Origin of the sequence: Cupriavidus alkaliphilus, assembly GCF_900094595.1 — a bacterium.
In the GTDB taxonomy this organism is placed as follows: Bacteria; Pseudomonadota; Gammaproteobacteria; order Burkholderiales; family Burkholderiaceae; genus Cupriavidus; species Cupriavidus alkaliphilus.
In genome coordinates, this window is record NZ_FMAD01000001.1 from 283,693 (window position 1) to 308,679 (window position 24,987).

Consider the following 24,987-nt stretch of genomic DNA (forward strand, 5'->3'; position numbering starts at 1 on the left):
AAGGCATGAGCAACAACGATTTCCTCCTGTCGGTGCAGGGGGTCAACAAGCGTTTCGGCGGCCTGCAGGCCCTGTCCGATGTGGGCCTGCAGATCAAGCCGGGCGAGATCTATGGGCTGATCGGCCCCAACGGCGCCGGCAAGACCACGTTCTTCAACGTGATCACCGGCCTCTACACCCCGGATTCGGGCGAGTTCGTGCTGGGCGGCAAGCCCTACCAGCCGACCGCCGTACATGAGGTGGCCAAGGCCGGCATTGCGCGCACGTTCCAGAACATCCGCCTGTTCGGCGACATGACCGCGCTCGAGAACGTGATGGTGGGACGCCACGTGCGCTCCAAGGCCGGCGTGTTCGGCGCGATCTTCCGCCCGCCCTCGGTGCGCCGCGAAGAAGAAGGCATCGAAGACATGGCGCATGACCTGCTCGACTACGTCGGCATCGGCAAGTACGCCAACTTCACCGCGCGCAACCTGTCGTACGGCCACCAGCGCCGGCTCGAGATCGCGCGCGCGCTGGCGACCGAGCCCAAGCTGCTGGCGCTGGACGAGCCGGCCGCCGGCATGAACGCGACCGAAAAGGTCGAGCTGCGCGGCCTGCTCGACAAGATCAAGAACGATGGCAGGACCATCCTGCTGATCGAGCACGACGTGAAGCTGGTGATGGGGCTGTGCAACCGCCTGACGGTGCTGGACTACGGCAAGGTGATTGCCCAGGGCCTGCCGCACGAGGTGCAGAACAACCCCGCGGTGATCGAGGCCTACCTCGGCACCTCGGCGCACTGATGGCGGGAGCGGACGTAATGAATCAGCCTGCAATGAAACAGACAGTACTGAAGATCTCCGGCCTGAAGGTTGCCTACGGCGGCATCCAGGCCGTCAAGGGCATCGACCTCGAAATCCGCGACGGCGAGCTGGTCACGCTGATCGGCGCCAACGGCGCCGGCAAGACCACCACCATGAAGGCCATCACCGGCCTGCAGGGCTGGGTCGGCGGCGACGTGGAATACATGGGCAAGTCGATCAAGGGCGTGCCCAGCTACGCGCTGCTCAAGCAGGGGCTGGCGATGGTGCCGGAAGGCCGCGGCGTGTTCGCGCGCATGACCATCACCGAGAACCTGCAGATGGGCGCCTACACGCGCAACGACGAGTCCGGCATCAAGGCCGACGTCGAGCGCATGTTCGGCATCTTTCCGCGGCTGAAGGAGCGCGCCAACCAGCTGGCGGGCACCATGTCCGGCGGCGAGCAGCAGATGCTGGCGATGGCGCGCGCGCTGATGAGCCAGCCCAAGGTGCTGCTGCTGGACGAGCCGTCGATGGGCCTGTCGCCGATCATGGTGGAGAAGATCTTCGAGGTCGTGCGCGACATCTCGGCGCAGGGCGTGACCGTGCTGCTGGTCGAGCAGAACGCGCGCCTGGCGCTGCAGGCCGCGCACCGCGGCTACGTGATGGAGTCCGGCCTGATCACCATGAGCGGGGAGGCCAGCCAGATGCTGGACGACCCCAAGGTGCGGGCCGCCTACCTGGGCGAGTAAGCGGCGCGCCGCCGCTCCGGTTTTTACACCCCGCCGCTGCAAGAGGGGTGAGGGAGAGGGCGGGCGCTCGCAGGCGCAAGGCCTTTCCCCTTGCCGCGGGGCCCCGCGCGGGCTGGCTTAGGCCGGCTGCGCGGGTTCTGCGGCGCTGGCCCTCTCCCTCACTCCTCTGCGGCGCGGATCCCGGATCCGGCCGCAAAGCAAAAAGCCTCGCGCAATGCGAGGCTTTTTGCCGTCTGCGGATACCTGAAGGGTCAGGCCAGCTTCTTCAGCAGCGTGCGCAGCATGCCGATCATCTGGTCGATCTCTTCGCGCGTGACGTTCAGCGCCGGCATGAAGCGCAGCAGGTTGGCGCGCGGCGCGTTCAGCAGCAGGCCTTGCGGGGCCATGTCGCGCGCTTCTTCCACCAGTTGCGGGCCGATGTCCTTGCCGAGCAGCAGCGCGCGCAGCAGGCCTTCGCCGCGTTCGCCCTCGAGGCCGAATTCAGCCGACAGCGCCAGCAGCTGTTCCTTCAGGTATTCACCCTTGGCCTTGACGTCGTCCAGGAAACCCGGCGCGGTCAGCTGCTCGATCACGGCGCTGCCCACCGCGGTCATCAGCGGGTTGCCGTTGTAGGTGCCGCCCTGGTCACCGGCCTCGAAGCTGGCGACTTCGGCCTTGCACAGCAGCGCCGACAGCGGCACGCCGCCGCCGATGCCCTTGCCCAGCGTCATGATGTCCGGCTCGACGCCCGACAGCTCGTACGCGAACAGCGTGCCGCAGCGGCCGCAGCCGGCCTGCACTTCATCGACGATGAACAGCAGCTTGTGCTTGTCGGCCAGCGCGCGCAGGCCCTGCATGAATTCGCGCGTGGCGGGGATCACGCCGCCTTCGCCCTGCACCGGTTCCAGCATGATGCCGACGGTCTTGTCGGTGATCAGCTTCTCGACCGAGGCCAGGTCGTTCAGCTCGGCCTTGGGGAAGCCCGGCACCTGCGGCGCGAAGATGGTGTCCCAGCCGGCCTTGCCCGACGCGCTCATGGTGGCGAGCGTGCGGCCATGGAAGCTGTGGTCCATGGTGATGATCTCGTAGGCGCCATCCTTGTGCTTGCGGCCCCATTTGCGCGCCAGCTTGATCGCGCCTTCGTTGGCCTCGGCGCCGCTGTTGGCGAAGAAGACCTTGTCGAAGCAGCTGTTATCGGTCAGTTGCCTGGCCAGGCGCAGCATCGGCTCGTTGTAGAACGCCGGGCTCGGGTTGATGATCTTCTTCGATTGCTCGACCAGCGCGTCGATCATGCCCTGGTTGGAGTGGCCCAGGCAGTTGACCGCCCAGCCCTGCACGAAGTCCAGGTATCGCTTGCCGTTGTGGTCCGTCAGCCAGGAGCCCTTGCCCTCGGTGAAGACGAGCTCGGGCCGGTTGGTGATGTACATCAGGGATTGGACGGGAAACTCAGCAAATGCCATGGCGGACTCCAGGGGTCGGCTTTAAACGATGGACGGACGGGAGAGGGATCGAACAAAAAGCAAAAAGCCACGGGGGTTGCCCGTGGCTCGTTGACCTGAACAGACGCAATCGACGGTCAGCGGCGCGGCACCCCGGTGGGGAGCGACGTACGGAAGCTGCGGCGTCGGTTGAAGGTCATGTGCATGCGGGCAAATATAAGGCGCACGGGCCCGGGTGTCAAAACGAATTTTGGCGGGCCCGGGCATTGTTGCGCTGGCGGAACGGCTCGCGGGCGGCGCTCAGGCCGCCGGGGTGGCCGGGTGCAGGTCGGCCTCGGAGGTGAACGAGTCGGCGAAGAAGGCGTCTTCGTGCAGCTTGCACTGGCGGGTAAAGTCGCCGCGCGCGGCATTGATCATCACCGGCGCGCCGCAGGCGTAGACCTCGTGGCCCGACAGGTCGGGGAAGTCGGCGATCACTGCCTGGTGGACGAAGCCGGTGCGGCCCTGCCAGTTGTCTTCCGGCAGCGCGTCGGAGACCACCGGCACGTACTGGAAGTTGGGCAGGTCGCGCGCCCACTGCTCGGCCAGCGCGTGCATGTACAGGTCCTTGGGCCGGCGGCCGCCCCAGTACAGCGTCATCGGGCGCCGGATGCCGGTGTAGGCGGCATGCTCGACGATGGCCTTGATCGGGGCGAAGCCGGTGCCCGAAGCCAGCAGGATGATCGGCGCTTCCGATTCCTCGCGCAGGAAGAAGCTGCCCAGCGGGCCTTCGAAGCGCAGGATGTCGCGCTCCTTCATGGCCGGCTGGCCTTCCTTCGCGCCGAACACGTAGTCGGTGAAGGCGCCGCCCGGCATATGGCGGATATGCAGTTCGATCGGGCCGTCCTCGTGCGGCGGCGTGGCGATCGAATAGCTGCGGCGCTTGCCGTCGCGCAGCAGGAATTCGACATACTGGCCGGCCAGGTACTGCATGCGTTCGGTCGCGGGCAGCTGCAGCTTGATCGCGATCACGTCGTCGGCCAGGCGCTCCAGCGAAGTGACGCGGCACGGCACCTTCTTGATCGGGATGTCGCCGGCGCCATGGACCTCGCGGCATTCGATGGTGATGTCCGATGCGGCATTGGCGCAGCAGAACAGCGCGCGGCCCTCGGTCTTTTCCTGCGCGGTCAGCGCCGACGGGGCATGGTCGCCCTGCACGATGCTGCCTTCGAGCACGCGGCCCTTGCACGAACCGCAGGCGCCGTTCTTGCAGCCGTACGGCAGCCCGATGCTGTGGCGCAGGGCCGCGCCGAGGATGGTTTCGTCCGCGGCCACTTCAAACTTGTGGCCGCTGGGCATGACGGTTACTTGATAAGCCATAATCGGTCTATGAGCCAAATTCTGTCGAAGCTGCAGCCCGCGCGATTCCCGCAACCACCGCAACTGCCGGCGCCAGCGCGCCGGCTGGGCCGCCCGCGCCTGCTGATCGTCGGCTGCGGGGATGTGGGGACGCGCTGCCTGCGTATCCTGTCGTCGCGCATGCGTGTCTTCGCCGTGACCTCGCAGCCGGCACGCCGCGCCGAACTGCGTGCCGCCGGCGCGGTGCCGCTGGTGGCGGACCTGGACCGGCCGGCCACGCTGGCACGGCTGCGCGGGCTGGCCACGCGGGTGCTGGACCTGGCGCCACCACCCGGGCAGGGCGAAGGCGATCCGCGCACGCGTGCGCTGCTCGCCATATTGCGCCGGACCACCTGGCGCCGGACCGCGTGGCGCCGTGCCAGGACGGCTGCCGGCATGCTTCCCGGCGAGCCCGCCATTCTACCCGACCGTACCCGGCCCCGCGCTGCGTTTGTCTACGCCAGCACCACCGGCGTCTACGGCGATCGCCAGGGCGCGCGCGTGGCCGAGTTCCATCCGGTGCGGCCGCAGACCGCCCGCGCGCGCCGGCGCGTCGCGGCGGAACAGGCGGTGCGGGGGTTCGGCCGCGATGCCGGCTGGCGCGCCAGCGTTGTGCGCATCCCCGGCATCTACGCCGAGGACCGCCTGCCGCTGGCCCGGCTCAAGCGCGGCACGCCGGCACTGGTGCGCCAGGACGACGTCTATACCAGCCACATCCACGCCGACGACCTCGCGCGCATCATGGTGGCGGCGCTGTTCCGCGGCCGCCCGCAGCGCGTGGTCCACGCCAGCGACGATACCGAGCTGCGCATGGCGGATTACTTCGACCTCGTCGCCGAACGCCGCGGGCTGCCGCGTCCGCCGCGCATCACGCGCGGCGAGGCGCTCCAGGTGATCGACAAGACCCTGCTGAGCTTCATGAGCGAGTCGCGCCGGCTCGACAACCGCCGGCTCAAGCGCGAACTGCGTCTGCGGCTGCGCTATCCCACCGTCGCCGACTTCTTCGGCTGATTGCTCCAACGCATCCCCGTGCCGCTGGCACGGGGCTTGCAGCCCCACGGCGTCTTCCGATTCCTGTCTATACAGCAACACTTTTCACGCGCCTGACTGGTGCCGGCGGTTCAAACCCGGGACCAGGACAGTGCATCGCCTAAAGGGCGGTTCCGCGATGAAATGCGCTTTTTAAGGCGATTATCCGCCTGGTTGCTTGGTGGAAGCCCTACGTTGACTTGTATATACAGGCATTGTTTAATGCCCGAAAACGAGCACGGCCACATGCATGGCCTGCCGTCGACGGACACACCAAAGGAGCGTACAGATGAGGAATCCAAGCAGGTTTCGCGGTCGGGTGGCAGGGCAGGTGGCAGTGCTGGCTGCGGCCCTGGTGGCCGGCGCGGCGCAGGCACAGAACACGCCGGTAACGCTGGGCATGAGCGGCTGGACCGGCTTCGCGCCGCTGACGCTGGCCGACAAGGCGGGCATCTTCAAGAAGAACGGCGTCGACGTCGAGATCAAGATGATCCCGCAGAAGGACCGCCACCTGGCGCTGGCCTCCGGCGCGATCCAGTGCGCGGCCACCACCGTGGAAACCCATGTGGCCTGGAACGCCAATGGCGTGCCCATCACCCAGATCGTGCAGCTCGACAAGTCCTACGGCGCCGACGGCCTGGCCGTGCGCGCCGACGTGAAGAGCTTTGCCGACCTGAAGGGCAAGACCATCGGCGTCGATGCGCCGGGCACCGCGCCGTACTTCGGGCTGGCCTGGATGCTGAAGAAGAACGGCATGTCGCTCAAGGACGTGAAAACCACCACGCTGTCGCCGCAGGCCGCGGCGCAGGCCTTCGTCGCCGGCCAGAACGACGGCGCCATGACCTATGAGCCGTACCTGTCGACGGTGCGCCAGAACCCGGACAAGGGCAAGATCCTGGCGACCACGCTCGACTATCCGATGGTGACCGACACGCTCGGCTGCGCGCCCAAGTGGCTCAAGGACAATCCCAAGGCCGCCCAGGCGCTGGTCGACAGCTACTTCGAGGCGCTCGAGATGATCCGCAAGGAACCGGCCAAGGCCAACGACATCATGGGTGCGGCGGTCAAGCAGACCGGCGAGCAGTTCGCCAAGTCGTCCGCCTACCTGCGCTGGCAGGACCGCGAGGCCAACAAGAAATTCTTCGAGGGCGAGCTCGCCAGCTTCAGCAAGGAAGCCGCCGCGGTGCTGCTGGACATCGGCGTGATCCGCCAGGTGCCGGACGTGACCAAGCTGTACGACGCGCGTTTCCTCAAGTAACCCGGCAGTTCTCAGGAGGCGTGACGTCATGACGCAAGCCCGTATTGGTTCACCCGCCCCGGCCGCCGCCGTGGCGGCCCCCACCGGGGAAGCGCCGCAGCGACGGCGCCATCCGTGGCTGGCACCGCTGGTGCCGGTGGCGCCCAACACCCGCTGGATGCTGGGCCTGTCCTTCTTCGTGCTGTTCTTCGGCGTGTGGGCCGTGGTGACGCTGGGCGGCTTCGTGCCGCGCACGTTCCTGGCCGATCCGATGACGATGGCCAAAGAGGGCCTGATCCTGTTCACCGAGCACAACTTCATCGGCGACATCGGCATGACGGTGTGGCGCGTGGTCGGCGGCTTCGTGCTGGCGGCGGTGATCGCGGTGCCGCTGGGCATCTTCATGGGCGCGTACAAGGCGGCCGAGGCCTTCTTCGAGCCCTTTGTCTCGTTCTGCCGCTACCTGCCGGCGTCCGCCTTTATCCCGCTGCTGATCCTGTGGGCCGGCATCGGCGAGGCGCAGAAGCTGCTGGTGATCTTCATCGGCTCGTTCTTCCAGATCGTGCTGATGGTGGCGGTGGCGGTCGGCGGCGCGCGCAAGGACCTGGTCGAGGCCGCGTACACGCTGGGCGCCAACAGCGCCGGCATCGTGCGGCGCGTGCTGATCCCGGGCGCGGCGCCGGAAATCGCCGAGATCCTGCGGCTGGTGCTGGGCTGGGCCTGGACCTACGTGATCGTGGCCGAGCTGATCGGCTCGTCGTCGGGCATCGGGCACATGATTACCGACAGCCAGGCGCTGCTCAATACCGGGCAGATCATCTTCGGCATCATCGTGATCGGCTGCATCGGCCTGGTCTCGGACCTTGTCTTCAAGCGCGCCAACCAGCGCCTGTTCCCGTGGAGTTCGATCCAATGAGCGCACTGTCCATCCAGCAGGTCTCGCGGACCTTCTCCAACCCGCGCGGCGGCCAGACGCTGGCGCTGCAGCCGGTCGATTTCGAAGTGCGCGACAACGACTTCGTCACCATCCTGGGTCCGTCGGGCTGCGGCAAGTCCACGCTGCTGCGCATCGTCGCGGGCCTGGATACCCCGACCAGCGGGCGCGTGCTGCTCGACGGCCAGCCGGTGTTCGCGCCCGGCGCCGACCGCGGCATGGTGTTCCAGTCGTACACGCTGTTCCCGTGGCTGACGATCGAGCAGAACGTGCGCTTCGGCCTGCGCGAGCGCGGCATGAGCGCGGCCGAGCAGAAAGAGCGCAGCGACTTCTTTATCCAGCGCGTGGGGCTGCGCGGCTTCGAGCACCATTTCCCCAAGCAGCTGTCCGGGGGCATGCAGCAGCGCACCGCGATTGCGCGCGCGCTGGCCAACGACCCCAAGATCCTGCTGCTCGACGAGCCCTTCGGCGCGCTCGACAACCAGACCCGCGTGCTGATGCAGGAGCTGCTGCTCGGCATCTGGGAGGCCTCGCGCAAGACGGTATTATTCGTGACCCACGATATCGACGAGGCCATCTTCATGGCCAACCGGGTGGCGGTGTTTTCCGCCAGGCCGGGTCGGATCAAGAGCGAGATCGCGGTCGATTTCCCGCATCCGCGCCATTACACGATCAAGACCACTCCGGAGTTCTCCGCGCTCAAGGCGCGGCTGACCGAGGAAATCCGCGCCGAGGCCATGGCCGCGGCCGAGCACTAAGACCTTATGAACCACGCCGCCGGCACCCCGACTTCCGCTTCTGCCTCTCCCACCGCGCTCTACCAGCAGGTGAAGGAGTACATCGCCCGCCAGATCCAGAGCGGCGCGTGGCAGCCGGGCGACCGGGTGCCGTCGGAGCAGGAACTGGTGAACCGCTTCGGCGTCTCGCGCATGACCGTCAACCGGGCGCTGCGCGAGCTGCAGGAGCAGGGCCGGGTGGTGCGCGTGGCCGGCGTGGGCACCTTCGTCGCCGAGCACAAGCCGCAGTCGACGCTGCTGTCGGTGGTCAACCTGCAGGACGAGATCCGCATGCGCGGGCACGACTACGCCTGCGACGTGATCCTGGTGGAGCGGGTCTCGGCGTCGATCGAGGTGGCCGCGGCGCTGGAGCTGCGCACCGGCGAATCGGTGTTCCATTCCGTCTGCGTGCACCGCGAGGACGGCGTGCCGGTGCAGCTGGAGGACCGCTACGTCAATCCGCGCGTGGCACCCGACTTCATCACCCAGGATTTCAGCGAGACCCAGCCCGGCGAATACCTGCTGCGCCACGTGCCCTACGACCAGGTCGAGCATGTGGTCGATGCCATTGCCGCCACCCCGGAGCAGGCCGCGCAGCTGGAAATGCCGCCCACGCAGGCCTGCCTGATGCTGACCCGCCGCACCTGGACCAACGGCGTGCCGGTGACTTTCGTGCGCTGCCTGCACCCTGGCAACCGCTATCGCCTCGGCAGCCGCTTCCGCGCCGACGGCAACCCCGCGTTCGGCTGATTTCACAAGAATCCGCCTGCTACCTGAAATTTTTACCTAAGCTGTATAGACAGGAACATACAAATGACTGCCAGCCCACATGACCACGCCTCTCGTCCGCTGCTGACCCTGCAGCCGGGCCAAGTCACCCTGGCCGACCTGCGCCGCATCTACCGCGGCGAAGTGCGCCTGGCCATGGCCGATTCCGCCTGGGCCGGCGTGCGCGCCGCACAGGCCACGGTGCAGGACATCATCGACGCCGACGCCGTGGTCTACGGCATCAACACCGGCTTCGGCAAGCTGGCGCAAAGCCGCATCCCGCACGACAAGCTGGCGCAGCTGCAGCGCAACCTGGTGCTGTCGCACAGCGTCGGCACCGGCCCCGACCTGGCCGGGGATACGGTGCGGCTGATCCTGGCAACCAAGGCGGTCAGCCTGGCGCGCGGCCATTCGGGCGTGCGGCCCGAACTGATCGAGGCCTTGCTGGCGCTGGTCAACCACGGCGTGACGCCGTGCATCCCGGCCAAGGGTTCGGTCGGCGCCTCGGGCGACCTGGCGCCGCTGGCGCATATGTCGTGCACGCTGATCGGCGTGGGCGAGGTGCTGGTCGACGGCAAGCGCGTGCCGGCCGCCGAAGGCCTGGCCCATGCCGGCCTGAAGGCCTTCGAACTGGGCCCGAAGGAGGGCCTGGCCTTGCTCAATGGCACCCAGGTGTCGACCGCGCTGGCGCTGGCCGGGCTGTTCGCCGCCGAAGACGCGTTTGCCGCGGGCCTGGTCGCCGGCGCGCTGTCGCTGGAGGCGATCAAGGGCTCGGTCAAGCCATTCGATGCGCGCATCCATGCCGCGCGCGGCCAGGCCGGCCAGATCGCCGTGGCCGGCGCGGTGCGCGCGATGCTGGATGGCAGCGAGATCGTCGACTCGCACAAGGCCTGCGGCCGCGTGCAGGACCCGTATTCGATCCGCTGCCAGCCGCAGGTGATGGGCGCGTGCCTGGACAACCTGCAGCACGCCGCGCGCATCCTGCAGATCGAAGCCAATGCCGCGTCGGACAACCCGCTGGTGTTCTCCGAGCAGGGCGATGTGGTCTCCGGCGGCAACTTCCACGCCGAGCCGGTGGCCTTTGCCGCCGACATCATCGCGCTGGCGATCGCCGAGATCGGCGCGATCTCCGAGCGCCGGCTGGCGCTGCTGCTCGATACCGGGCTGTCCGGCCTGCCGCCGTTCCTGGTGCGCGACGGCGGCTTGAATTCCGGCTTCATGATCGCGCAGGTGACGGCCGCCGCGCTGGCCTCGGAAAACAAGTCGCTGGCACATCCGTCCAGCGTCGACAGCCTGCCGACCTCGGCCAACCAGGAAGACCATGTGTCGATGGCCACCTATGGCGCGCGCCGGCTGGGCGAGATGGCGGCCAACACCGCGGTGGTGGTCGGCATCGAGGCGATGGCCGCGGCGCAGGGCATCGAATTCCACCGGCCGCTGAAGTCGTCGCCGCTGGTGGAGCAGGAACTGGCCCGCATCCGGGCGCGGGTGGATTTTGTGGAAGGCGACCGTTACCTGGCGCCGGATATCGAAGCGATGAAGCAGTGGGTGGTGCAGGGGGATGCGGGGGCGGGCTGGCCGCAGGCAGTCAGGGCGATTTTGCCGACCAACGCAAGTTGATGCGTATCCGGAAGCCGACGACGCACCCAATGCCTTGACACCGATCTGATCGCGCCACCAGCGCCATCCCAAAAGGAGAACAACACATGAACGCTCCCGAATCCCAATCCCTGCAACGCGGCCAGCGCGAGATCCGCGCGCCGCGCGGGACCCAGCTGCACTGCAAGAACTGGCTGATCGAAGCCGCCTACCGCATGATCCAGAACAACCTGGATCCTGACGTGGCCGAGCGGCCGCAGGACCTGGTGGTGTACGGCGGCATCGGCAAGGCGGCGCGCAACTGGGAATGCTTCGACGCCATCCTGGACAGCCTGCGCCGCCTGGGCGAGGACGAGTCGCTGCTGGTGCAGTCGGGCAAGCCGGTCGGCGTGTTCCGCACGCACCCGGACGCGCCGCGCGTGCTGATCGCCAACTCCAACCTGGTGCCGCACTGGGCGACGTGGGACAAGTTCAACGAACTTGATCGCGCCGGGCTCATGATGTACGGCCAGATGACCGCGGGCTCGTGGATCTACATCGGCACGCAGGGCATCGTGCAGGGTACCTACGAGACCTTTGTCGAGGCCGGTCGCCAGCACTACAACGGCGACCTGTCGGGCAAGTGGATCCTGACCGCGGGCCTGGGCGGCATGGGCGGGGCGCAGCCGCTGGCGGGCGTGCTCGCGGGCGCTTGCGTGCTGGCGATCGAGTGCCAGGAATCGCGCATCGACTTCCGCCTGCGCACGCGCTATCTCGACAAGAAGGCCACCACGCTCGACGAAGCGCTGGCGATGATCGCCGAGGCCACGGCCAGGAAGGAAGCGATCTCGGTCGGCCTGCTCGGCAACGCCGCCGACATCGTGCCGGAACTGGCACAGCGCGCGCAGGCCGGCGGCATGCGCCCGCATATCGTCACCGACCAGACCTCGGCGCACGACCTGGTCAACGGCTACCTGCCGCAAGGCTGGACCGTCGCGCAGTGGGAGCATGCGCGCCAGCACGATCCCAAATCGGTGGAAGCCGCCGCGCGCCCGTCCATCGTCAGGCACGTGCAGGCCATGCTCGACTTCAAGAAGATGGGCGTGCCGACGGTGGACTACGGCAACAACATCCGCCAGGTGGCGTTCGACGAAGGCGTGCGGAACGCTTTCGACTTCCCCGGTTTCGTGCCGGCCTATATCCGCCCGCTGTTTTGCCGCGGCAAGGGTCCGTTCCGCTGGGTCGCGCTGTCGGGCGACCCCGAGGATATCTACAAGACCGACGCCAAGATGAAGGAACTGTTCCCCGAGGACAAGCACCTGCATCGCTGGCTCGACATGGCGCACGACCGCATCGCCTTCCAGGGCCTGCCGGCGCGGATCTGCTGGGTGGGGCTGGACGAGCGCCATCGCGCAGGACTGGCCTTCAACGAGATGGTGAAGTCGGGCGAACTGAAGGCGCCGGTGGTGATCGGCCGCGATCATCTGGACTGCGGCTCGGTGGCGTCGCCCAACCGCGAGACCGAAGCGATGCGCGACGGCTCCGACGCGGTATCGGACTGGCCGCTGCTGAACGCCCTGCTGAACACCGCCGGCGGCGCCACCTGGGTCAGCCTGCACCATGGCGGCGGCGTGGGCATGGGCTTCTCGCAACACTCCGGCGTGGTGATCGTGTGCGACGGCACCGACGCTGCGGCAAAGCGCATCGAGCGCGTGCTGTGGAACGATCCGGCCACCGGTGTGATGCGCCATGCGGACGCCGGCTATGACCTCGCCATCGCCTGCGCGCACGAGAAGGGCCTGGACCTGCCGATGGTGAAGGGCCTATGAGCGTATCGCCGTTTCAATCATTCGCGCTGGCCGACATCGCCCCCACGCGCTGGAAGAACGGCGGCGGCAACACGCGCGAGATCGCGGTGTGGCCGCCGGGTGCCGGCATGGATGACTTTGTCTGGCGCCTGAGCGTGGCCGATATCGAACGCGATGGGCCGTTCTCGGCGTTTCCCGGCATCGACCGCCAGATCGTGCTGCTCGACGGTGCGGGGGTGGCGCTGCGCGCGGACGACGGCAGCTTCAGCCATCGCCTGGCCAGCGTCGGCGAGCCGTTCGCGTTTTCCGGCGATGCCAGCCTGGAGTCCACGCTGCTCGATGGCGCCACGCGCGACTTCAACGTGATGACGCGGCGCGGATACTGCCGCGCGCGCGTCGAAGCGTTCCGCGCAGGGTTTGCGGTCAGCGCCGGCAGCCACACGCTGTGCCTGCTGGCCGTCAGCGGTACCTGGCAGGCAAAGAGCGACGCCCTGCGGCTGCAGCCGGGCGAAGGGTTGCTGTCGCGCGCGGCCGGTCCCGCATCGACGCACGCGTTTGAACCTGCCGGTGACGCGGCCCTGTGCCTGTGCGTCACCCTCGAGATGGAGCCTGGCCAATGACACCGACTTCCTTGCCGTCCGCCCCCAGCGCGGATGGCGTCTGGCACAACTGCCACCTGCTGCCCGATGCCGATCCCGCGCAGGCGATCCGCGATGCCGCGCTGGTGGTCGAGCACGGGCGCATCGCCTGGCTTGGCGTGGCGGCGGACCTGCCCGCGGCCTGGCGCGGCGCACCGCGCCATGACGCCAACGGCGCCTGGATCACGCCGGGACTGGTCGATTGCCACACGCACCTGGTCTACGGCGGCCAGCGCGCCGACGAATTCGCCATGCGCCTGGCCGGCGCCGGCTATGAAGAAATCGCGCGCGCCGGCGGCGGCATCGTGTCGACGGTACGCGCCACGCGCGCCGCCGACGAAGACACGCTGTTCGCGCAGGCCGCGGCGCGCCTGCGGCCGCTGCTGGCCGAGGGCGTCACCGCCATCGAGATCAAGTCCGGCTACGGGCTGAACCTGGAAGCCGAACGCAAGCAGCTGCGCGTGGCGCGCCGGCTGGGCGAGCATTTCGGCATCTCGGTCTACACCACCTTCCTCGGCGCGCATGCGCTGCCGCCGGAATACGCCGGCCGCGCCGACGACTATATCGACCTGGTCTGCAATACCATGCTGCCGGCGCTGGCCGGCGAAGGCCTGGTCGATGCCGTAGATGCCTTCTGCGAGTCGATCGGTTTCTCGATCGCGCAGACGGAACGGGTGTTCGACGCCGCCGCGCGCCACGGGCTGCGCGTCAAGCTGCATGCGGAGCAGCTCAGCAACCTCGGCGGCGCCGCGCTGGCGGCACGCCACCGCGCGCTCTCGGCCGACCATCTCGAGCATCTCGACGAAGCCGGCGTGGCCGCGATGGCCGAAGCCGGCACGGTCGCGGTGCTGCTGCCGGGCGCCTACTACTTCCTGCGCGACACCAACCTGCCGCCGATCGCGCTGCTGCGGCAGTATGGCGTGCCGATGGCGATCTCGACCGACCACAACCCCGGCACCTCGCCGGTGACATCGTTGCTGCTGATGATGAATATGGCCTGCACGCTGTTCCGGCTGACGGTGCCGGAGGCGCTGGCCGGCGTCACCCGGCACGCGGCACGCGCGCTGGGTGCCGCCGATCGCCATGGGCGGCTGGCAGCGGGGCGGGTTGCCGATTTCGCGCTGTGGCGCATCGATTCGCCGGCCGAGCTGGCGTATTGGTTCGGCCGCAATCCGGTCGCTACGGTGGTGCGCCAGGGGCGCGTCCATGCGGGCGAGGGAGCCGTGGCATGAGCGGACAACTGTTTGCGCCGTTTGCGCTGCTGCCGGAAGGCTGGGCCCGCGATGTGCTGCTGGCCTGGGACGAGTCGGGCCGCTTCACCGCCGTGCAGCCGGGGGCAGCGCCTGCCGCTGGGGTGCCGCAGGCGGCGGGCCCGGTGCTGCCGGGCATGTCCAACCTGCATTCGCATGCGTTCCAGCGCGGCTTTGCCGGCCTGACCGAATTCCGCAGCCGCCCGCAAGGCGACGATCCGGCCGGTGCCGATTCGTTCTGGAGCTGGCGCACGCTGATGTACCGCTTTGCGCAGCGACTCTCGCCCGACACGCTGGAAGCGGTCGCCACCCAGCTCTACATCGAGATGCTGCGCGCGGGCTACACCAGCGTGTGCGAGTTCCACTACGTGCATCACGACGAAGGCGGCCGGCCCTATGCCGATGCCGCCGAGATGTCGCTGCGGCTGCTGCGCGCGGCGCAGCGCACCGGCATCGGCATGACGCTGCTGCCGGTGCTGTACCAGACCGCGGGCTTTGGCGGCCAGCCGCCGCTGGCCGGGCAGCAGCGCTTCCTGCACGACACCGATGCGATGCTGAAGCTGCTGGAACGGCTGCACCCGGCGTGCGCCGAGTCCGGCGCGCGCCTCGGGCTGGCACCGCACTCGCTGCGCGCGGTGCCGGAGGCAAGCCTGGTGCATGCGCTGGCGGGACTGCGCGCGATCGACGCGCAGGCGCCGGTCCATATCCATATCGCCGAGCAGCAGAAGGAGGTCGACGACTGCATCGCCTGGTCGGGCACGCGCCCGGTGACGTGGCTGTTCGACCATGTCGAAGTCGATGCGCGCTGGTGCCTGGTGCATGCCACCCACATGGACTGGGACGAGCGCCGGCGCCTGGCGCACAGCGGCGCGGTGGCCGGCATCTGCCCGACCACCGAGGCCAACCTGGGCGACGGCGTGTTCGAGGCCGCGCCCTACCTGGCGCAGCAGGGCGCATGGGGCATCGGCTCGGACAGCCATGCGAGCGTCAGCGTGGCGGAGGAGTTGCGGCTGTTCGAATACGGCCAGCGGCTCGGCCTGCAGCGCCGCAACGTGCTCGCATCCGACACCCACGCGCAGGTGGCCGACCGCCTGTACCTGGAAGCGGTGGCCGGCGGCGCACGTGCGTCGGGCCGCGCGGTGGCCGGGCTGGCTGCGGGCCAGCAGGCCGACTTCGTGGTGCTGGACGGCGCGCATCCGACCCTGGCGGGACTCGACGGGCCGCAGGCACTGGCCACGCACGTGTTCGCCTGCCACGGCCATGAGACACTAGCGGAAGTCCGCACCGCCGGCCGCAGCCGCGTGCAGCATGGCGCGCATCCGCTGCAGGCGGACGCCGGGCGCCTGTTCATCGCGGCGCGCGCCAGCCTATTGGCCAACTGAAGGCCGACTGAAACCGGGCGCACGCCCACAGCATTGCAACCACCATGTCCTTTTCCACCGATACCCCCGCCTTCACCCTGCACCGGGGCACGCGCCCGCTGCTGGTATCGATGCCGCATGTCGGCACGCACCTGCCCGCATCGGTCTCGCAGCGCCTGACCGCCGAGGCCCGCACCGTGCCCGATACCGACTGGCACCTGGAACGCCTGTACGACTTCGCCCGCGCACTGGGCGCATCGGTGCTCGCGGCCACGCACTCGCGCTATGTGGTCGACCTGAACCGCCCGCCCGACAACGCCAACCTGTATCCCGGCCAGGACACCACCGGCCTGTGCCCGGTCGATACCTTCGACAAGACGCCGCTCTATGCCGACGGCAACGGTCCCGACGACGCCGAGATCGCCGCGCGCCGCGACGCGATCTGGCGCCCGTACCACCAGGCGCTGGCCGACGAACTGGCACGGCTGAAGGCTGCGCATGGCACGGTCGCGCTGTGGGATGCGCATTCGATCCGTTCGGTGCTGCCGCGCTTCTTCGACGGCAAGCTGCCCGACTTCAACCTTGGCACCGCCAACGGCGACAGCTGCGACGCCGCGCTGGCCGGCCAGCTGCTGGAGCAGGCCAGCGCGGTGCCAGGCCATACCGCGGTGCTCAACGGCCGCTTCAAGGGTGGCTACATCACCCGGCAATATGGCAAGCCGGGCGAGGGCGTGCATGCGGTGCAGCTGGAGCTGTCGCAGTGCGCCTACATGAGCGAGGAGTATCCGTTCGCCTATGACGAGGCACGGGCCACCGCGCTGCAGCCGGCGCTGCGCGGCATGCTGGCGATGGTGCTGGAGTTCGCCGAATCGCGGTGAATCGGCAGGGGCGCCGTGCGCGCCCCGCTCAGGCAACGGCTAGCCCGAGGCGCAGGCGGTACAGCGACGTGCTCGCGGCGATGAACAACTCATTGCCCGCGGCGCCGCCGAAGGCAAGATTGCCGACCTTTTCCGGCACCGGGATCTGCGCCATCCGCGCGCCGTCGGGGTGGAACACCTGTACGCCGCTGGCACTGCTGGTGAACAGCCAGCCGCGCCGGTCGACGCGCAAGCCGTCCGGCAGTCCGGGCTCGATGACGGCGAACACGCGCGGCCGGGCCAGCACCCGCCCCGCAACGACGTCGAAGGCGACGATGTGGTGATGGGCTCCGTCGCGCAAGGCCGCCGAGGTATCCGAGACATAGAGTGTGTCTTCGCCGGGCGAGAAGGCCAGACCGTTCGGCTCGTCGAGGAAGTCGCTGGCCACTTCCAGCGTGCCGGCGCCGGGATCGTAGCGGAATACATAGTTGTGCCGCAGTTCGGGATCGGCGCGATGGCCTTCCCGATCCGACACGATGCCATAAGGCGGATCGGTGAACCACAGCGTGCCATCGCGCTTGACGACGATATCGTTCGGCGAATTCAGCCGCCGCTCCTGATAGTGGCTGACCACCAGCTCGTCCTCGCCCCAGCGCGAGCCGTGGCGGCGCGTGCGCACGATGGCGCGGCGTCCGTGCGAGCAATGCAGCAGCGAGCCATCCGCTTCCAGCGCATGGCCGTTGGTAAATTCGACGCCGGTCCGCCACACCGACATGCCCTGCGCGGCGCTCCAGCACAGCATGCGGTCGTTGGGGATATCGCTCCACAGCAGCGCGCCGTCCTGCGGCAGCCACACCGGTCCCTCGCTCCAGGTGGCGCCGCCGGCCAGCCGTTCAAGCCGCGCACCGGCCAGTTGCAGCGCGCGTGCGCGCGCATCGAAAATCTGCACCGCTTCCATGTCGATCTCCATTTGCTCGCGTGATCACGCAGGCCTTCACACGAACTGCCACAACACCAGGATCAACCCCAGCGCGGTGATGCCGGCGATGGTCGTCAGCACCGTCCAGCTCTTCAATCCATCGGCGACGTTCAGGCCGAGCATGCGCGTCACGATCCAGAAGCCGGCGTCGTTGACGTGCGAAACCGCCATGCCCCCCGCGCCCATCGCCAGCCCGAGCAGCGCCAGTTGATTGGCGCTGGGCGATGCCTGCGCGACCAGCGGCGCGATGATGCCGGCGGTGGTCATCAGCGCCACCGTGGTCGGCCCTTGCGCCGCGCGCAGCAGCATCGCCAGCAGGAAGGCAAGGATGGCCAGCGGTAGCCCTGACGATTGCAGCGACGTTGCCAGCGCGGGGCCGATCCCGGTCGACACCAGAACCTTCGCGAACGCACCGCCGGCGCCGGTGATCAGGATCACCACCGACACGGCCGGGATTGCCGCGCCCGCCACCTCCGACACCGTCGCCAGCCGCGCGCCGCGCCGGATGCCGAGCAGGTAGGCGCAGAGCAGCAGGCCAAGCAGCAGTGCGACGTAGGGGATGCCGAGAAACATCAGCGCCGAACGGCCGATGGATCCCGCCGGCAACAGGATCTGCGCCACTGTTCCGGCCAGGATCAGCGCGATCGGCAGTGCGATCAGCGCGGCGACGAGACCGGCGCGGGGCGGGGTGCCGCTGCCGAGGCGCGCAGGTTCGTGATGGTGCTGTGGGTCGTGCGGGCGACTGCGCGTCGCCTGGCCCAGCTCGGCGGCGATATCGGCGGCCATGGAGAACGGGCGCCGGGTCAGGCGGCTGGCCGCCAGCATGGTCGCGGCGCCCGTGACCAGCGCGACCGGCAGCCCGAGCAGCAGCAGGCGGCCGATATCGATGCCCAGTTCACCGGCCACCGCCACCATGCCGGGATGCGGCGGCAGCAGCGCATGCACCACCAGCAAGACCGCGCACACCGGCAGGCCGATCACCACCAGCCCAATGCCGCGGGTGCGCGCGAGGCCGTAGAGCAGCGGCATCAGCATCATGACGCCGACCTCGAAGAACACCGGAATGCCCACGCCAAACGCGGTGCAGACCATGGCCAGCGGGACGCGCTTGTCGCCGAAGCGCTCGATCAGCCGGTTGGCCAGCACCTGCGCGCCGCCGGACAGTTCGATCAGCCGCCCGATCATCGCGCCCAGGGCAATGATCACCGCGACATGGCCCAGCGTCTTGCCCAGCCCGCCCTCGATCGCATTGGCGAGCTCGGTCACCGGCACGCCCGCCGCAACGGCCACGCCGGTGGCCACCAGGATCAGCGCGAGGAAGGGGTGCAGCCGTGCGATCAGAATCAAGGCCAGCAACAGCAGGATTGCTGTGGCCCCGCCGATTATCAGTAGTGCCACGTCTATTCCTCGTGATCGGCCCGCCGTGCCGGCGCGAGTGGCGCGGGCGTGGGCCGGGGTTGCGAAGCAAAGCGGGCGATGCCCCAGCCGATGGGTGCGCGCCGGTTGCCGGGATGCCGCGGATCGGGGCCCCAGATGGCCTGGTAGGTGTCGATGCACCAGCCGGCCCGCTGCAGCGCCATCGCCAGCACCGCCAGCGTGAGCCACCAGGCGCACAACAGCAGCGGCATCCAGCGCGGCGCATCGGCAAGCACCAGGCCAATGGCGATGGTTGCCATCGCCAGCGGCAGCGAACTCCAGCCTATGCCCTTGTGCACGCACTCGAACACCACCCGGCGCGCGCTCATGTCGTAATGGTCACCGCGCAGGCAGGCGCTGGCGGGGCCGCCCTTGCTGCCGCGCAACAGCCCGCTGCACAGCTGCAGCGCGGCGCAACCCGCCAGCAGCCAGCCGCAGGCGTGGTGCCAGAGCGCCAGCGAATCCGGCATGCCAGGGTGGCCGACGATCAGCAGCAAGCCTGCCGACATCAAAACCATGCCGCTGCCCTGCAACCACAAGTGGGCGTGCCACCAGCTCTTGCGATCCAGCTCGTCGGGCCACGCTTGCGATGGCAACACCTTGCAGAAGCGGGCCGCCAGCATGCCGAGCGGCAGCAGCAGTCCCCAGCTCAGCACCATCAGGCGCCCGTGCCAGGCCACCGATGGCAGCACTTGGTGCGCGTCCGCGCGCGACAGCGGACGGCCAAGCCATTGCGCGGGCCAGCCCGGCACTACGGCGGCGACGACGATGCCTGCACAAAGCGCGAGGCCGAGCGCCAGCGTCCAGCGCGCGCAGGCTGGCAGAGCGAGCGGCATGTCGTGTCTCCTGTTGTTCTTCTGATGTGCAACGCGCGGGCACTACCTTCTGCGCCGCAGCGGCCCCGGATCGGAACGTGGTGGCAACTATAGCGAGCGGGGTGCGATCCCTCTAATCAATTGATGGCATACCTGGTTCACCGCGGGTTATGGGCTGCGGAATCTGCTGCAGAATCGGGCTGCGCAAGGTGGCGCGGGCACAAAAAGAAAAAGCCCGGCGTGATGCCGGGCTGGAGGGATCGCGGGTACAGGCCTACTTCTTCACCACGTTCCTGCTCACCTTGCTGCCGGTGACCTCGTTGTACTTCTCCACGTAGGTCTCGAACAGCTTGCGGATCGAGCGCCCGATCTTGGCGTAGTCCGCTTCGTTCAGGTTGGCCAGCGAGACCCGCCCAGACGGATGGCGGGTGCCGAAGCCGCGGCCCGGCAGCAGCACCACCCCGGCCTCGTCGGCCAGCTGGAACAGCAGCTCGTTGGGCTCGACCGAATTCAGCACCCATTTGACGAAGTCCGGCCCGATCGCCTTGCCGCCGAGCTGCTCCAGATCGAGCAGCGTGTAGTAGTCGACGGCGTTGGGGTCGTCGCTCTCCGGCGCGATGCCGATCTCGCGGTACAACGCGGCCTTGCGGCTGCGGATCAGCCGTTTCATCGCGTTCTTGTAGTCGTCCGGCGTATCCATCAGCGAGAACAGCGAGAACAGCACCATCTGCACCTGCTGCGGCGTCGACAGGCCGGCGGTGTGGTTCAGCGCGACCGTGCGGCTGTCGGCGACCAGGCGGTCGATGAACTTGAGCTTCTGCGGCTCGGTGGTGATCGAGCTGTAGCGCTTGTTCAGCTCCTGGCGCGTGGTCTCCGGCAGTTTGCCGATCTGCAGGTCGAAGATATTGTCGCGGTGGGTGGCGATCACGCCCAGGCGCCAGCCGGTCGCGCCGAAGTACTTCGAGAAGGAATACACCAGGATGGTATTGCGCGGGCACATCGCGAACAGCGAGACGAAGTTGTCGGCAAAGGTGCCGTAGACATCGTCGGTCAGGATGATCAGGTCGGGCCGCTCCTCGATGATCGAGGCCAGGTATTCCAGGCTCTCGTCGCTCATGCGCACCGACGGCGGGTTGCTCGGGTTGACCAGGAAGAAGGCCTTGACCTTGGGATCGCGCAGCTTGTCGAGCTGCTCTTTCGAGTACTGCCAGCGCGAATCCGGATCGGCGTCGACCGACAGTTCCACCAGCTGGTAGTCGTTCAGTTCCGGGATTTCGATATACGGCGTGAAGATCGGCATGCCCAGCGCAATGGTGTCGCCGGCCTTGAGCAGGTGGTTCTCGCGGATGGTGTTGAACAAATAGGTCATGGCCGCGGTGCCGCCTTCGACCGCGAACAGGTCGAAGTCGCCGATGAAGGGATGATTGCCGATCATCTCCTTGCGGATGTACTGGCTGACGATGGTTTCCGACAGCCGCAGCATGCGGTCGGGCACGGGGTAGTTGCAGGCCAGGATGCCTTCGCACATCTCGTAGAGGAAGTCGCCCGCGCTCAGGCCAAGCTGGTCGCGCACATAGGAGACCGCGCCGGCCAGGAACTTGACCCCCGGGGTGTCGGCGAATTCGCGCGCGAACAGGTCGAAGCGTTCTTCGATGCCTTCGCGGCGCGGGAACCCGCCGACGCCTTCGGGCATGTACGAGAACGAGCGCTCCGATTCGCGCATCGCGAACAGGCCCAGCTGCCAGAAGCCGTGGCGCGGCACCGTCGCCAGGAAATTGGGGTTGCCGCGGCCAGCGTTGAGCATCAGGCGCTCGGCGTCGCTGCTGGCCAGCTTGATCAGTTCATCCTTCAGTTCGAACGGCGAGAGGCTGGACAGCTTGGAGATATCGAACTTGCTCATGGCTTGCTCCTGTGTAGACGCTTGTCGGTTGGGTTGGCGGGCCGGCACCAGCGGCACGGCCCGCGCAGCAGCGGAGAGGGCAAAGGGAAACGCGCTAGACCAGGCCCACCACCAGCGGACCCAGCAACGTCAGCAGCACGTTGGCGAGCGCATAGGTGATGGCGAACGGCACCGTCGGCACCGGGCTTTCGGCCTTGTCCAGGATGCCGCCGAAGGCGGGGTTGGCGCTGCGCGAGCCCGACAGCGCGCCGGCCAGCAGCGCGGCGTTGTCGTACCTGAGCACGTAGCGGCCGAACAGCATCGTCAGGAACAGCGGCAGCAGCGTCACCACCGCGCCGAGGATGAAGATGGTCAGCCCGCTCTGGCGCAGCGTGGTCACGGCCTGCAGGCCGGAATTGATGCCGACGATGGCGACGAACGCGGCCAGGCCGAAGTCCTTCAGCAGCTGGCACGCGGCGGTCGGCATGGCGCCGAACATCTTGTGCTTGGAGCGGGCCCAGCCGAACACCAGCCCGGACAGCAGCGCGCCGCCGCCGGCGCCCAGCGTCAGCGGAATCGAGCCGACACGCCACACCAGCAGGCCCACCAGCAGCCCCACCAGCACGCCGGCGCCGAAGTAGACGAAGTCCGTCTTCTCGCTCGGCACCAGCTCATAGCCGGCGCTCTGCGCCGCGCGCTTGGTGTCGGCCGGGGTGCCGTACAGGGTGATGACGTCGCCATGCTGCAGCTTCAGCTCGGGCAGCAGCGGCAGCGGGTGGTCATAGCGTTCGATGCGCTCGATATAGACGCCGTGGCGCATGTCGCGCCCGACCATGTCGACGATCTCGGCGACGGTCTTGTTGTTCATGCCCTTGGCGGTGAACACCACGTTGCGCGACTGCATCACCGCGCCCATGCCGTCGGCATCGGCCACTTCCTCGCCGATCTGCGCGGCGGCCGGCACGATGGCGTCGCGGCGTCCCACCAGCAGCACCAGGTCGTCATGCTCCAGCACCAGGTCCTGCGTGACCTCGAGCTGCTTGCCGCCGCGCTGCACTTTCTCGACGGTGACCAGGTCCTCGCCGCCGATCTCCAGCTGCGCGACGGTCTGGCCGGAAGCATCGTTGATGCGATAGAGCCGGCCGACCAGCCGCGGCAGCGCGCCGCGCTGGCCCGGGCCATACTGGGGCAGGCCGCCGTTGAGCTGGGCCTCGACCTTCTTGGCATCGGTCTTCAGGTCCGACTTCATGAAGCGCGGCAGGATGTTGACGCAGACGATGATGGCGCCGAGCGAGCCGAACACATAGGTCACCGCATAGCCGATCGCCACGTTGGCCTGCATCGTCTTGACCTGGTCGGGCGGCAGCCCCAGCTTGGTGATGGCGTCTCCCGCCGTGCCGATGATGGCCGACTGCGTCATGCCGCCGGCGGCGAGGCCCGCCGCGAGTCCCTTGTCGAGATGGAACAGCTTGGCCAGCACCACCACCGTGACCAGCCCGCACACCGCCATGAACACCGCCATGGCGATCTCGCGCAGCGAGCTGCGGTTCAGCGAGTTGAAGAACTGCGGGCCGCTTTCATAGCCCACCGCGTAGATAAAGACCGCGAACATCACTGCCTTGACGCCGTTGTCGATCTCGACGCCGACCTGGCTGATCACCACCGCGGCGAGCAGCGAGCCGGCCACGCCGCCCAGCTGGAAGCGCCCGAACGTGATCTTGCCGATCGCGTAGCCGACCGCCAGCGCAAGGAACAGCGCAGACTCGGGCGACTTCTGGAAAATCTCATGCAACCAATCCATCGAAGGCTCCTGGAAAGAGTGAGGCAGGTTGGGCGAGTTGTGGCATCCGGGCGTGGGGGCGCTGGGGCTCGGCCTCGCAGGCGGCGCGCGCGCAGGTGCCGCGGTGCGTGACGCGGCATACCAGCCCTGGGCGCGAGGGCGATCATGGCGACGCTGGCCCTTTGCGGTGTCGGCACGCAGGCAACGCGTGCGACGGCATGGCCGTGTCGAGGCAGCGAAAGGATTATCTCTGCCGCTCCGGGGCCGGCGTAGTGAAAGCTTTTGTCGGTGAATTAAACGCAGTCAACATTGCGCGCACGGATGGCGCGGCTGCGCGCGGCGGGATGGATGGCGCGACGCAAAGGCGCGGCGCGCACCCGCCGGAGGGAGGGGGCCGCCTCACCCGGACGGGTGCGGCGGCAGGGACGAATGCGACGGGCTCAGCGCCCGCCGGCCAGGCGCGCTTCGATATGCTTGGCGCGCTCGAGCGAACCCGGGTGCGAACTCATCATGCTCGATTGCCCGCCATCGAGCGTCGACATCTTGCGGAATGCCGACGCCAGCGCCTGGCGGTTGGCGCCGTTCTTCGTCAGCAGGTCGAAGGAGTAATCGTCAGCCGCGGTTTCCTGGCGCTGCGAGAACTGCGCATTGACGAACTGCTCGGCCAGCGCGCCGATCTGCGACGACGACAGCGCCGTCAGCGAAGCGATGCCGGTCGACCCCAGCAAGCCGCGCGCCGCGGCCGCGGTGTAGGCCACCTGCATCGCCGCCTTGGTGTGGCCCAGCGCCACATGGCCGATTTCATGGCCGACCACGCCACGCACCTCGTCGTCGCTGAGCAGGTCCATCAGCCCGCTGTAGACGCGCACGCAGCCGTTGGCCATGGCCCAGGCATTGATGTCCTTGGTCACGTAGACCTTGGCGTCGAGCGGCAGCCCGGTATTGCCCAGGCCACTCATCACGGTGGCCAGCCGCCGCGCGTAGGTGCTGTTGGCCGCCGCGATGGTGTTCTTCTTGTCCATCTCGGCGCAGGACTGGTCCGACAGCGTCTTGACGTTGCTGTCCGACAGCGTGGCGGCGGTGAACAGGCTGCCGCCGGCCTGGGTCAGGCTTTCCATGTTGGCGCCGGCACAGCCGGCCAGCAGCGCGGAACAGGCGAGGGCGGAAAGGGCAAGTGGGGCGAGTCGTTTCACGTCGGGCTCCGGTCAAAGGCAATGCCATAGGATAGGAAGCGCGGCGGTGCTGTGCCAGTGGACGCAGTCCGACAGGCGCAGCGGGCGCGCAACACTGGCGCGACGGCAATGCCGATGCGGGCTGCTGGCCGGGAGGCTTGCGGCGCACTCGGGGACGAGGGCGCGGACGTTGGGGAAGTCTGGAGATGGTGCCCGGGGTCGGACTCGAACCGACACGCCTTGCGGCGGGGGATTTTGAGTCCCCTGCGTCTACCTGTTTCACCACCCGGGCAGGTGTGACGGCATCGGAACCGATGCCGGGCTGAGCCGGGGATTATGCCGGAAATCCCGCTACCGGACAACCGGCGCCGGGGCGGTCCGGGG

General features: G+C 68.2%; 21 protein-coding genes and 1 tRNA gene. 13 read left to right on the forward strand and 9 right to left on the reverse strand.

The window, feature by feature from the left end; translation table 11 throughout:
* The first annotated feature begins 5 nt into the window (after positions 1–5).
* Positions 6–782: an ABC transporter ATP-binding protein gene (locus GA0116996_RS01325; protein WP_012353733.1), complete on the forward strand. Its 777-nt coding sequence runs from the start codon at positions 6–8 to the stop codon at positions 780–782.
* A 32-nt stretch (positions 783–814) separates the two neighbouring features.
* Positions 815–1,531, forward strand: a complete 717-nt coding sequence (locus GA0116996_RS01330; protein ID WP_092306584.1) for an ABC transporter ATP-binding protein — start codon at positions 815–817, stop codon at positions 1,529–1,531.
* A 251-nt stretch (positions 1,532–1,782) separates the two neighbouring features.
* Here GA0116996_RS01330 and GA0116996_RS01335 read toward each other — a convergent pair whose 3' ends face one another.
* Positions 1,783–2,970 (reverse strand): acetylornithine transaminase, encoded by a 1,188-nt coding sequence (locus GA0116996_RS01335; protein ID WP_092306585.1) that lies wholly within the window; start codon positions 2,968–2,970, stop codon positions 1,783–1,785.
* Positions 2,971–3,249: 279 nt separating this feature from the next.
* Positions 3,250–4,308 carry a CDP-6-deoxy-delta-3,4-glucoseen reductase gene (locus tag GA0116996_RS01340; protein ID WP_092306587.1) on the reverse strand — a complete coding sequence of 353 codons (1,059 nt, stop codon included), beginning with the start codon at positions 4,306–4,308 and terminating at the stop codon, positions 3,250–3,252.
* Positions 4,309–4,317: 9 nt separating this feature from the next.
* On the opposite strand from GA0116996_RS01340, the gene GA0116996_RS01345 reads away from it, so the two are divergent.
* From GA0116996_RS01345 to hutG, 11 genes are all read left to right on the forward strand, one after another.
* On the forward strand, positions 4,318–5,337 hold the full coding sequence (locus GA0116996_RS01345; RefSeq protein ID WP_092306589.1) for an NAD-dependent epimerase/dehydratase family protein: 1,020 nt from the start codon (positions 4,318–4,320) through the stop codon (positions 5,335–5,337).
* 307 nt (positions 5,338–5,644) lie between these two features.
* A complete protein-coding gene (locus GA0116996_RS01350; protein ID WP_092306591.1) occupies positions 5,645–6,613 on the forward strand; it encodes an ABC transporter substrate-binding protein in 969 nt (322 codons plus the stop codon).
* A gap of 28 nt (positions 6,614–6,641) precedes the next feature.
* Positions 6,642–7,508, forward strand: coding sequence for an ABC transporter permease (locus GA0116996_RS01355; protein ID WP_092306593.1), 867 nt, complete (start codon positions 6,642–6,644; stop codon positions 7,506–7,508).
* Positions 7,505–8,284, forward strand: a complete 780-nt coding sequence (locus GA0116996_RS01360; protein WP_012353726.1) for an ABC transporter ATP-binding protein — start codon at positions 7,505–7,507, stop codon at positions 8,282–8,284. The genes GA0116996_RS01355 and GA0116996_RS01360 overlap by 4 nt, the downstream gene beginning before the upstream one ends.
* Before the next feature lie 6 nt (positions 8,285–8,290).
* Positions 8,291–9,052, forward strand: coding sequence for a histidine utilization repressor (hutC, locus tag GA0116996_RS01365; protein ID WP_012353725.1), 762 nt, complete (start codon positions 8,291–8,293; stop codon positions 9,050–9,052).
* A gap of 63 nt (positions 9,053–9,115) precedes the next feature.
* Positions 9,116–10,690, forward strand: coding sequence for a histidine ammonia-lyase (gene hutH, locus GA0116996_RS01370; RefSeq protein WP_092306595.1), 1,575 nt, complete (start codon positions 9,116–9,118; stop codon positions 10,688–10,690).
* Positions 10,691–10,776: 86 nt separating this feature from the next.
* Positions 10,777–12,477 carry a urocanate hydratase gene (gene hutU, locus GA0116996_RS01375; protein ID WP_092306597.1) on the forward strand — a complete coding sequence of 567 codons (1,701 nt, stop codon included), beginning with the start codon at positions 10,777–10,779 and terminating at the stop codon, positions 12,475–12,477.
* Complete coding sequence (locus tag GA0116996_RS01380) at positions 12,474–13,076, forward strand: HutD/Ves family protein (protein WP_092306599.1); 603 nt, start codon at positions 12,474–12,476, stop codon at positions 13,074–13,076. The genes hutU and GA0116996_RS01380 overlap by 4 nt, the downstream gene beginning before the upstream one ends.
* Positions 13,073–14,326, forward strand: coding sequence for an imidazolonepropionase (gene hutI / locus GA0116996_RS01385; RefSeq protein WP_092306601.1), 1,254 nt, complete (start codon positions 13,073–13,075; stop codon positions 14,324–14,326). Before GA0116996_RS01380 ends, hutI begins: the two co-directional genes overlap by 4 nt.
* Positions 14,323–15,726, forward strand: a complete 1,404-nt coding sequence (locus GA0116996_RS01390; RefSeq protein ID WP_092306603.1) for a formimidoylglutamate deiminase — start codon at positions 14,323–14,325, stop codon at positions 15,724–15,726. Before hutI ends, GA0116996_RS01390 begins: the two co-directional genes overlap by 4 nt.
* A gap of 44 nt (positions 15,727–15,770) precedes the next feature.
* Positions 15,771–16,583 carry an N-formylglutamate deformylase gene (gene hutG, locus GA0116996_RS01395; protein WP_092306605.1) on the forward strand — a complete coding sequence of 271 codons (813 nt, stop codon included), beginning with the start codon at positions 15,771–15,773 and terminating at the stop codon, positions 16,581–16,583.
* A gap of 28 nt (positions 16,584–16,611) precedes the next feature.
* On the opposite strand, the gene GA0116996_RS01400 is transcribed toward hutG, so the two are convergent.
* The 7 genes from GA0116996_RS01400 to GA0116996_RS01430 all read right to left on the reverse strand — a co-directional run bounded on the left by GA0116996_RS01400 (position 16,612) and on the right by GA0116996_RS01430 (position 24,895).
* On the reverse strand, positions 16,612–17,532 hold the full coding sequence (locus tag GA0116996_RS01400) for an SMP-30/gluconolactonase/LRE family protein (protein WP_244159740.1): 921 nt from the start codon (positions 17,530–17,532) through the stop codon (positions 16,612–16,614).
* Positions 17,533–17,556: 24 nt separating this feature from the next.
* Positions 17,557–18,939 carry a GntT/GntP/DsdX family permease gene (locus GA0116996_RS01405; protein WP_092306607.1) on the reverse strand — a complete coding sequence of 461 codons (1,383 nt, stop codon included), beginning with the start codon at positions 18,937–18,939 and terminating at the stop codon, positions 17,557–17,559.
* 2 nt (positions 18,940–18,941) lie between these two features.
* Positions 18,942–19,793 carry a cytochrome b561 domain-containing protein gene (locus GA0116996_RS01410; protein ID WP_208601224.1) on the reverse strand — a complete coding sequence of 284 codons (852 nt, stop codon included), beginning with the start codon at positions 19,791–19,793 and terminating at the stop codon, positions 18,942–18,944.
* A gap of 253 nt (positions 19,794–20,046) precedes the next feature.
* A complete protein-coding gene (locus tag GA0116996_RS01415) occupies positions 20,047–21,672 on the reverse strand; it encodes a bifunctional aspartate transaminase/aspartate 4-decarboxylase (RefSeq protein ID WP_092306609.1) in 1,626 nt (541 codons plus the stop codon).
* Positions 21,673–21,766: 94 nt separating this feature from the next.
* Positions 21,767–23,452, reverse strand: a complete 1,686-nt coding sequence (aspT, locus tag GA0116996_RS01420; protein WP_092306611.1) for an aspartate-alanine antiporter — start codon at positions 23,450–23,452, stop codon at positions 21,767–21,769.
* 419 nt (positions 23,453–23,871) lie between these two features.
* A complete protein-coding gene (loiP, locus tag GA0116996_RS01425) occupies positions 23,872–24,624 on the reverse strand; it encodes a metalloprotease LoiP (RefSeq protein WP_092306613.1) in 753 nt (250 codons plus the stop codon).
* Positions 24,625–24,810: 186 nt separating this feature from the next.
* Positions 24,811–24,895: transfer RNA gene (locus tag GA0116996_RS01430), tRNA-Leu, on the reverse strand.
* Positions 24,896–24,987 lie beyond the last annotated feature (92 nt).